At 47.9% G+C, this 8,750-nt stretch carries 8 protein-coding genes; all 8 read left to right on the top strand.

The window, feature by feature from the left end; genetic code table 11:
• On the top strand, positions 1–253 hold a 253-nt coding region (locus Q1A86_RS20915; protein WP_299811365.1), incomplete at its 5' end, for a hypothetical protein.
• Between the two features lie 266 nt (positions 254–519).
• Positions 520–1,710, top strand: coding sequence for an acetyl-CoA C-acyltransferase (locus Q1A86_RS20910; RefSeq protein ID WP_299811362.1), 1,191 nt, complete (start codon positions 520–522; stop codon positions 1,708–1,710).
• A gap of 190 nt (positions 1,711–1,900) precedes the next feature.
• Complete coding sequence (locus Q1A86_RS20905) at positions 1,901–3,400, top strand: CoA-acylating methylmalonate-semialdehyde dehydrogenase (RefSeq protein ID WP_299811359.1); 1,500 nt, start codon at positions 1,901–1,903, stop codon at positions 3,398–3,400.
• A gap of 266 nt (positions 3,401–3,666) precedes the next feature.
• On the top strand, positions 3,667–4,824 hold the full coding sequence (locus Q1A86_RS20900; protein ID WP_299811356.1) for an acyl-CoA dehydrogenase family protein: 1,158 nt from the start codon (positions 3,667–3,669) through the stop codon (positions 4,822–4,824).
• A 50-nt stretch (positions 4,825–4,874) separates the two neighbouring features.
• Positions 4,875–5,666: an enoyl-CoA hydratase gene (locus Q1A86_RS20895; RefSeq protein WP_299811353.1), complete on the top strand. Its 792-nt coding sequence runs from the start codon at positions 4,875–4,877 to the stop codon at positions 5,664–5,666.
• Positions 5,666–6,847, top strand: a complete 1,182-nt coding sequence (locus Q1A86_RS20890) for an enoyl-CoA hydratase/isomerase family protein (RefSeq protein WP_299811350.1) — start codon at positions 5,666–5,668, stop codon at positions 6,845–6,847. Before Q1A86_RS20895 ends, Q1A86_RS20890 begins: the two co-directional genes overlap by 1 nt.
• A 122-nt stretch (positions 6,848–6,969) precedes the next feature.
• On the top strand, positions 6,970–7,887 hold the full coding sequence (mmsB, locus tag Q1A86_RS20885) for a 3-hydroxyisobutyrate dehydrogenase (protein WP_299811347.1): 918 nt from the start codon (positions 6,970–6,972) through the stop codon (positions 7,885–7,887).
• Positions 7,888–7,891: 4 nt separating this feature from the next.
• On the top strand, positions 7,892–8,650 hold the full coding sequence (locus Q1A86_RS20880) for an SDR family oxidoreductase (RefSeq protein ID WP_299811343.1): 759 nt from the start codon (positions 7,892–7,894) through the stop codon (positions 8,648–8,650).
• The last annotated feature ends 100 nt before the right edge of the window (positions 8,651–8,750 follow it).

The raw sequence follows: 8,750 nt of genomic DNA, 5'->3' as shown, positions 1-8,750 counted from the left end.
TTCAACGGCTAGTTCAACGGCTAGTTCAACGGCTAGTTCAACGGCTAGTTCAACGGCTAGTTCAACGGCTAGTCCAACGGCTACTTCAACGGCTACTTCAACGGCTAGTTCAACGGCTAGTTCAACGGCTAGTTCAACGGCTAGTTCAACGGCTAGTTCAACGGCTAGTCCAACGGCTAGTCCAACGGCTAGTCCAACAGCTAGTCCAACGGCTAGTCCAACGGTTACTTCAACAGTAGTCAGACGGCTGTAGCAATAACTTCTCGCTTATCCTGTAGTACCCAGCTTGTGTAAATTCTATGTGACAACTCCACCCTATACTTTGGTAGATATTTGACCAATGAGCGCTTGCTTTACGTTCGCGTAAACGTCACAGTGTTAAATATTGAGCAAGATCACACTTATGTTAGCTAGGCGATAACCTGATAACCGTCAATAAACAAAGCTGCTGAACCCTACTGACAATGCGGTTTTGGACGATTTCTAATAAAGGTTAACTAGCGTATTACCGGAGTAATTATGAGTTCAGTTCAGTCAAACCAAGATATTGTTATTGTTGCAGCAAAGCGAACGCCTATGGGCGGGTTCCAAGGTGCGTTATCGAGTGTTGCATCGCCAAAGCTTGCGGCTACCGCGATTAAAGGCTTGATGCTGCAAAGCGGACTTGCAGGCGATTTAGTTGATGAAGTCTTGATGGGTTGTGTTTTGCCAGCAGGTTTAGGTCAGGCACCCGCACGTCAGGCAACACTCGGTGCTGACTTACCTTTATCTGTTGGCGCAACGACCGTCAACAAGGTGTGTGGGTCAGGGATGAAGACTGTGATGCTAGCACATGACTTAATTAAGGCGAGCAGTGCTAATGTCGTGATCGCTGGTGGTATGGAAAGCATGAGTCAAGCACCTTATCTACTGGATAAAGCACGCGGCGGTATGCGTATGGGTCATGGCAAGGTGATGGATCATATGTTCCTCGATGGCCTCGAAGATGCCTATACTGGCGGCGCTATGGGCACGTTTGCGCAAAACACCGCCGATGACTTTAAGTTAACGCGTGAGCAGATGGACAGCTTTGCACTGAACTCCTTAGAAAAGGCGAATGCGGCAATCGACTCGGGTGCTTTTAGCGATGAGATCTCGCCTGTTACCGTTTCTAACCGCCGCGGTGACACAGTTATTGATACCGATGAGCAACCGGGTAACGCACGTCCAGATAAAATTCCAACACTACGTCCGGCATTCGCTAAAGACGGCACCATTACAGCCGCTAATTCAAGTTCAATTTCAGATGGCGCCGCAGCGCTCATGTTGATGACGCGCGGCAAAGCAACTGAGCTGGGCCTCGACGTGATGGCCACCATTAAGGGCCACAGCACTCATGCGCAAGAGCCTTCAATGTTTACCACCGCGCCTGTTGGCGCCATGAACAAACTGCTCGACAAAGTTAGTTGGGGTAAAGATGAGGTGGATCTGTATGAGATCAATGAAGCCTTTGCCATGGTTACCATGTTGGCTATTTCGGAGCTTGAACTCGATGCCAGCAAAGTCAATGTTAATGGCGGTGCTTGTGCACTAGGTCATCCAATAGGTTGCTCGGGTGCACGTTTGCTGGTGACCTTGATTTATGCTCTTAAAGCGCGCGGACTTAAGCGCGGTGTGGCATCACTTTGTATTGGTGGTGGTGAAGCAACAGCCATGGCGATTGAGCTTTAAAACGAGCAATCACATTGAAACACTAATTTAGACTGCAGTTTAAACAGTAATCAACAAGACTCGATTTAACTTAGGACCAAAATATTGAACGCGGCATGTTCGCTATCAATATGAATATAAAAATCTGGCCAAGTTAAATCATCATTTTGCAATAGCCAATAACACTGGCATTGCCAAATTAGGAAGCGATATGACGACTCAAGTTAAGCATTACATCGACGGTAAATGGGTATTGGGCCAAGGCGAAAAGCAGATAGCGGTGACTAATCCTGCCAATAACGAAACTATTGCTGTGGTGAATGCAGCGAACGATGCCGAAGTATTAACGGCTGTAGCAAGTGCTAAGCAGGCGTTTCAAACTTGGAAAGAGGTGCCCGTTTCAGAGCGTGCTCGTGTGATGCTTAAGTATCAGCATCTTTTAAAAGAGCATCACGATGAAATTGCGACGATTCTAGCGCAAGAAACGGGTAAGACATTTGATGATGCCAAGGGCGATGTATGGCGTGGTATCGAAGTTGCCGAGCATGCCTGCAATATTGCCTCAATGATGATGGGCGAAACCGTTGAAAACGTGGCGCGCTCAATCGACACCTATAGCTACACCCAGCCACTAGGTGTTTGCGCTGGCATTACCCCGTTTAACTTCCCTGCGATGATCCCACTGTGGATGTTCCCACTGGCAATTGCTTGCGGTAATACCTTTGTCCTTAAGCCATCTGAGCAAGATCCAATGACGCCGCAGCGTCTTATCGAGCTATTTGAAGAGGCGGGCGCACCAAAAGGTGTAGTGCAGCTGGTTCACGGTGATAAAACGGCAGTGGATATTTTATTGACTCACCCAGATGTTAAAGCGATTTCATTTGTGGGGTCGGTGAATGTGGGTCAATACATCTACAAAACAGGTACCGATAACTTAAAACGCGTACAAGCGTTTGCAGGGGCTAAAAACCACTGCGTGATCATGCCTGATGCCAACAAGCAGCAGGTAATTAATAACTTAGTGGGCGCCTCTGTTGGCGCTGCGGGTCAGCGCTGTATGGCGCTGTCTGTGGCGGTATTTGTTGGTGCAGCGAAGGAGTGGATCCCTGAGCTTAAAGAGGCGATAGCCAAGGTAAAGCCGGGTCTTTGGGATGACAAAGATGCGGCTTATGGCCCAGTTATTAGCCCAGCCGCTAAGCAACGTATCGTGAGCTTGATTGCTCAAGGTAAGCAAGAAGGTGCTGATTGCCTTCTAGATGGTACAGACTTTACCGTTGAAGGTTACGAGTCGGGCAACTGGGTTGGCCCAACCATGTTCGATAACGTCACCACTGATATGAGCATTTACCAAGAAGAGATCTTTGGCCCAGTACTTTGCTGCATGAATGCAGAATCGCTTGAAGAGGCGATTGCGATTGTAAACGACAGCCCATATGGCAACGGTACCTCAATTTTTACCGCCAGTGGCGCCGCGGCACGCAAATACCAACACGAGATTGAAGTGGGCCAGGTGGGTATTAATGTACCCATTCCAGTGCCATTACCTTTCTTCTCGTTCACAGGTTGGAAAGGCAGTTTCTATGGCGATCAGCATGCTTATGGTAAGCAAGCGGTGCGATTCTATACTGAAACCAAGACCATTACAGCGCGTTGGTTTGAGTCAGATATAGCCGTGGCATCGGCGCCCAACATGACGATTGAGCTTAAGTAGCAGGCGTTATTGCCACCCCATCGGGTGGCATGTTTGTTTGGGGCTAAAGAGGTTTATCGCGTACGCCCTAAATGAAAAAAGTTAAATGCAATCAGTACAGCATTTGGCTAATAAAGCAGAACAAGCGATAACGAATAAACAATAAATAACGAATAGAGGTCTGCAACGTAAGCCACTCGCAAGAGCAGCCGTTAGCAAAGACCCAAAGCCTGAATCACCAACGGGTGAATTTAATAGGCAATTGACAGAACAACAGGAGTAGCCAGATGGATTTTAATCTGAATGAAGACCAACGCCAATTTGCAGATCTAGCACAGCAGTTCTCGACCGAGGAGCTAGCGCCTTTCGCGGGCAAATGGGATGAAGAGCATCATTTTCCTAAGGATGTGATTCAAAAAGCCGGAGAGCTAGGTTTTTGCTCGCTGTACTCGCCAGAGTCAGAAGGTGGAATGGGACTGTCTCGTTTAGATTCATCGATTATCTTTGAGCAGTTATCCATGGGGTGCACAGCAACCACAGCGATGCTAACTATTCATAATATGGCAACTTGGATGGTCACTAGTTTTGGCTCAGAAACACTGCGCCAAGAGTGGTCTGAGTCATTAACGACAGGTGAGAAGCTAGCGTCATATTGCTTAACGGAGCCTGGTGCGGGTAGCGACGCGGCATCACTGCAAACTAAGGCGGTTCGCGAAGGCGATGAGTACGTGATTTCAGGTTCGAAAGTGTTTATCTCAGGCGCTGGCGCGACCGATCTATTGGTTGTCATGTGCCGCACTGGTGAATCGGGTCCGAAGGGCATTTCGGCGATTGTGGTTCCTGCCGATGCCGCCGGTGTTATCTACGGTAAGGCGGAAGATAAGATGGGCTGGAACGCCCAGCCAACTCGTGAAATTACTTTTGAAAACGTACGTGTACCAGTAGCTTATTTGTTGGGTGAAGAGGGGGAAGGCTTTACCTTTGCCATGAAGGGGCTAGATGGAGGTCGCATCAATATCGCCACTTGCTCCATAGGAACCGCTCAAGCCGCACTTGAACGTGCAACTCAATATATGAATGAACGTAAACAGTTTGGTAAGCCCTTGGCCGCATTTCAGGCGCTACAATTTAAACTTGCCGATATGGCAACAGAGCTCGTCGCAGCGCGCCAATTAGTGCGTCTGGCGGCCTTTAAGTTAGACCAGCAAGACCCAGAAGCCACCGCTTATTGCGCCATGGCTAAACGCTTCGCTACCGATATCGGTTTTCAGGTGTGTGATGCAGCGCTGCAAATTCATGGTGGCTATGGCTACATTCGTGAGTATCCGCTAGAGCGTCACGTACGTGATGTACGAGTCCATCAAATTTTAGAGGGAACCAACGAAATCATGCGATTGATTATCTCGCGCCGTTTATTGGATGAAAACGCTGGCGCTATTTTATAGAAACCTTGGTATCCAATTTAATTGATTTCAGTTTAGTAAAAGGAGTTTTCATGACGTTAACAGCAGATAAGAGTCTATTAAAAGAACAAATTGTTGGTCACACCGCGGTGATCAGCATGAACAATCCGCCAGCCAATACCTGGACAGCCGAGAGCCTACAAGAGCTTAAGCATAAGGTATTGAGCCTCAATGAAAACAAAGAGGTTTATGCCTTAGTGATCACAGGCGAAGGCGAGAAGTTCTTTTCTGCAGGCGCAGATCTTAAACTCTTTGCCGATGGCGATAAGCAAAATGCGGCCGATATGGCACGTTATTTTGGTGAAGCCTTTGAGACCTTAAGCGCGTTTCGTGGCGTCTCTATCGCAGCTATTAATGGTTATGCCATGGGCGGCGGTCTCGAAGTGGCGCTCGCTTGCGACTTACGTATTTGTGAAGAGCAAGCACAACTTGCGCTGCCAGAAGCCACAGTGGGCTTGTTGCCTTGCGCTGGGGGCACGCAAAACTTAACCGCGCTGGTTGGCGAAGGTTGGGCTAAGCGAATGATCTTATGTGGTGAGCGTGTTACTGCGGAGACAGCTGAGAAGATAGGCCTAGTAGAAGAAGTTGTTGTAAAAGGCGATGCCTTTAATACTGCAATGGCGTTAGCTGAAAAAGTGGCTAATCAAAGCCCAAGTAGTGTTAAGGCGTGCAAGCGACTCGTTCAGTCGGGCCGTAGTATGCCTAGAGGTCAGGCGCTACCGCTAGAGCGTGAATTGTTTGTTAACCTGTTTGATACTGAAGATCAAGCCGAAGGGGTTAATGCCTTCTTGAACAAACGCAAAGCTAACTGGAAGAACGGCTAATGAGCGAGTTAAATACGCAAACAAGCAATATGCAAACAAGCAATGAGCAAGTGCTGTTTAGCACGCTAGCCACAGATTCAGGGATGCAAGTTGGCGTCGCGACACTGAATATTGAAAAAGCCCTTAATGCTCTAAACCTTAATATGGTGCAGGCAATAACTGAGCAGTTAACTGTTTGGCAAAGTGATAGCAATATTGTTGCTGTTGTTCTTGATGGCGCAGGTGAAAAAGCCTTTTGTGCCGGTGGTGATGTACGCGCGATTTATCAGGCTTCAATTACAACGCCGGGTGAGATCACCGAAGCAGCGACCGAGTTTTTTAAGCAAGAGTACCAGTTAGATTATCTGCTGCACACCTTTGCTAAGCCGGTCATTGTGTGGGGCGATGGCATAGTAATGGGCGGCGGTCTTGGGCTGATGATAGGCGCAAGCCACCGTATAGTCACTGAGCGCTCACGTATCGCCATGCCTGAAGTAACAATTGGTTTATATCCCGATGTGGGCGGTAGTTATTTCTTAAATCGTATGCCGGGTAAAAGCGGGCTATTTTTAGGTATGACCGCTTATAACATGAATGGCAGCGATGCCTTATATGTGGGAATTGGTAATCACTACCTAAATAGTGATGACAAGGCGGCGCTGCTGGATAAATTAGCGACATTGTCATGGGGCGATAACGCAGCAGACAATCATCAGTTATTAAATGATGCGCTTAGCGCTATGAGCGCGGAATATAAAGCGCCAATCGCTGACAGTGTACTTGAGCAAAATCAGCCATTGATTGATGAGCTGATGGCAGGCTCAATCGATGAAATCTTAACTAAGGTGAGTCAACTTGATGTGAGCACGTTAGAGGGGAACCCTTGGTTAGCGAGAGCGGTTAAGACCATGCTCGCGGGCAGCCCAATCAGCTTGAACTTGGTGTATTTACAATCACGATTGAGTGAAGTGCTGAGTCGTGAGCTGAGCTTAGCTGAGTGCTTTAAATTGGAGCTTGGGTTAAGTGTTAACTGCTGCGCTAAAGCGGACTTTGCGGAGGGCGTACGCGCCTTACTCATTGATAAAGACCGTAGCCCACAATGGCGGTTTAGTGATGTAGCATCGATACCAATCGGTTTTGCCGAATCGTTACTGCAATCGCCTTGGGATAATGCAGAGCATCCGCTCAAGGAACTGCAATAACGACTCGATTATGCGAGCTTATGACAAGTTTGTCTAAAAAATACACATGCGGTGAGTGGTATTGGCCGCGATAGAGAACTGAATAAGGTTCAAACACTCACAAACGTGAACTGGAGCGAATAATGAGTACAGTTGCATTTATTGGTTTAGGAAACATGGGCGGCCCGATGGCGGTCAACCTGATTAAAGCGGGTTTTACCGTAAAAGTCTTTGATTTAGTACCTGCGGCAATGCAAGCGCTAGCCGAACAAGGCGCACTCACCGCGACAAGCGCCTGCGGCGCGGCGGCAGGCGCTGACATAGTGGTGACTATGCTGCCTGCGGGTAAGCATGTGCGCGGTCTATATGTAACCGATGACTCGAGCAAAGGCTTAATCGACGTGGTTGCTCCGGGAACCTTACTTATCGATTGTTCAACGATTGATGCAGACAGCGCGCGCTTTGTCGCAAAGCATGCAGCCGATAAAGGCTTAGAATTTATTGATGCGCCAGTATCGGGCGGTACAGCTGGCGCTGCTGCTGGCACGTTAACCTTTATTTGTGGTGGCAGTGATAAAGCATTTGAGCAAGCCCAAGGCGCACTTGATGCCATGGGAGGCAATATCTTCCATGCTGGTGGTCCTGGTGCTGGGCAAGTCGCTAAAATATGTAATAATATGCTGCTGTCGGTATTAATGGTTGCCACATCTGAGTCACTACAGATGGGAATCGATCACGGGCTCGATCCGAAAGTGCTGTCTGACATTATGAAGGTCAGCAGTGGTGGTAATTGGACGTTAGATAAATATAATCCGTGTCCAGATGTGATGGAGTCTGTGCCGTCATCAAATGACTACCAAGGCGGCTTTATGGTCGACTTGATGGTAAAAGATTTAGGGCTTTCGCAAGAAGCGGCGCTGTTATCCAATTCAAGCACGCCAATGGGCGCGTTGGCGCGCAGTCTTTATGTGAATCATGCGAAGCAAGGTAATGGTAAGCGTGATTTTTCAAGTATTTTTGAGCAATTTGCTCAGTCAGAACAGATAAAAAACAAAGGGTGATCCAATGGATTTAAAAGATAAGGTTGTTGTTATTACTGGTGGTGCAGGTGGACTAGGTTACGCCATGGCGGAGAATTTAGCGGCTGCAGGTGCCAAGCTAGCACTTATCGATATGGACCAAGAGAAGTTGGAAAAAGCCTGTGCAAACATTGGTGCGACTGCTGAAGTACAAGGCTACGCAGTTGATATCACTGATGAGGAAGATGTATTTGCCACGTTCCAATTTATTAAAGAAGATTTTGGTCAGGTCAACGTACTGATTAATAACGCGGGCATTTTACGTGATGGTCTACTGCTTAAGGCGAAAGAAGGTCAGGTATTTGACCGTATGTCGTTCGACCAATTCCAGTCGGTAATCAACGTCAACCTAACGGGGTCATTCTTGTGTGGTCGTGAAGCGGCTGCCGCTATGATTGAGACTGGGCAAGAAGGCGTAATTATCAATATTTCGAGTCTTGCTAAGGCGGGTAATGTTGGCCAGTCTAACTATGCAGCATCAAAGGCTGGTGTCGCTGCGATGAGCGTGGGTTGGGCTAAAGAGCTGGCGCGTTACAATATCCGTAGCGCTGCCGTCGCTCCGGGTGTGATTGAAACTGAGATGACTGCCGCCATGAAGCCTGAAGCCCTAGAGCGTTTAGAGAAAATGGTACCGGTTGGACGTTTAGGTCAAGCGGAAGAGATCGCTTCCACCGTACGTTTTATCATTGAAAATGACTACGTTAACGGTCGTATATTTGAAATCGACGGCGGCATTCGCTTATAGATTTACGATTCGCGTAGAAAATAGTGTCAATTGTGAGGACGTTTAGGTCAAGCGGAAGAGATTGCATCTACAGTACGTTTTATCATTGAAAATGACGATA

The sequence above is a fragment of the uncultured Shewanella sp. genome (assembly GCF_947497935.1).
Taxonomy (GTDB): domain Bacteria; phylum Pseudomonadota; class Gammaproteobacteria; order Enterobacterales; family Shewanellaceae; genus Shewanella.
This window is presented reverse-complemented; position numbering and strand designations above follow the sequence as displayed.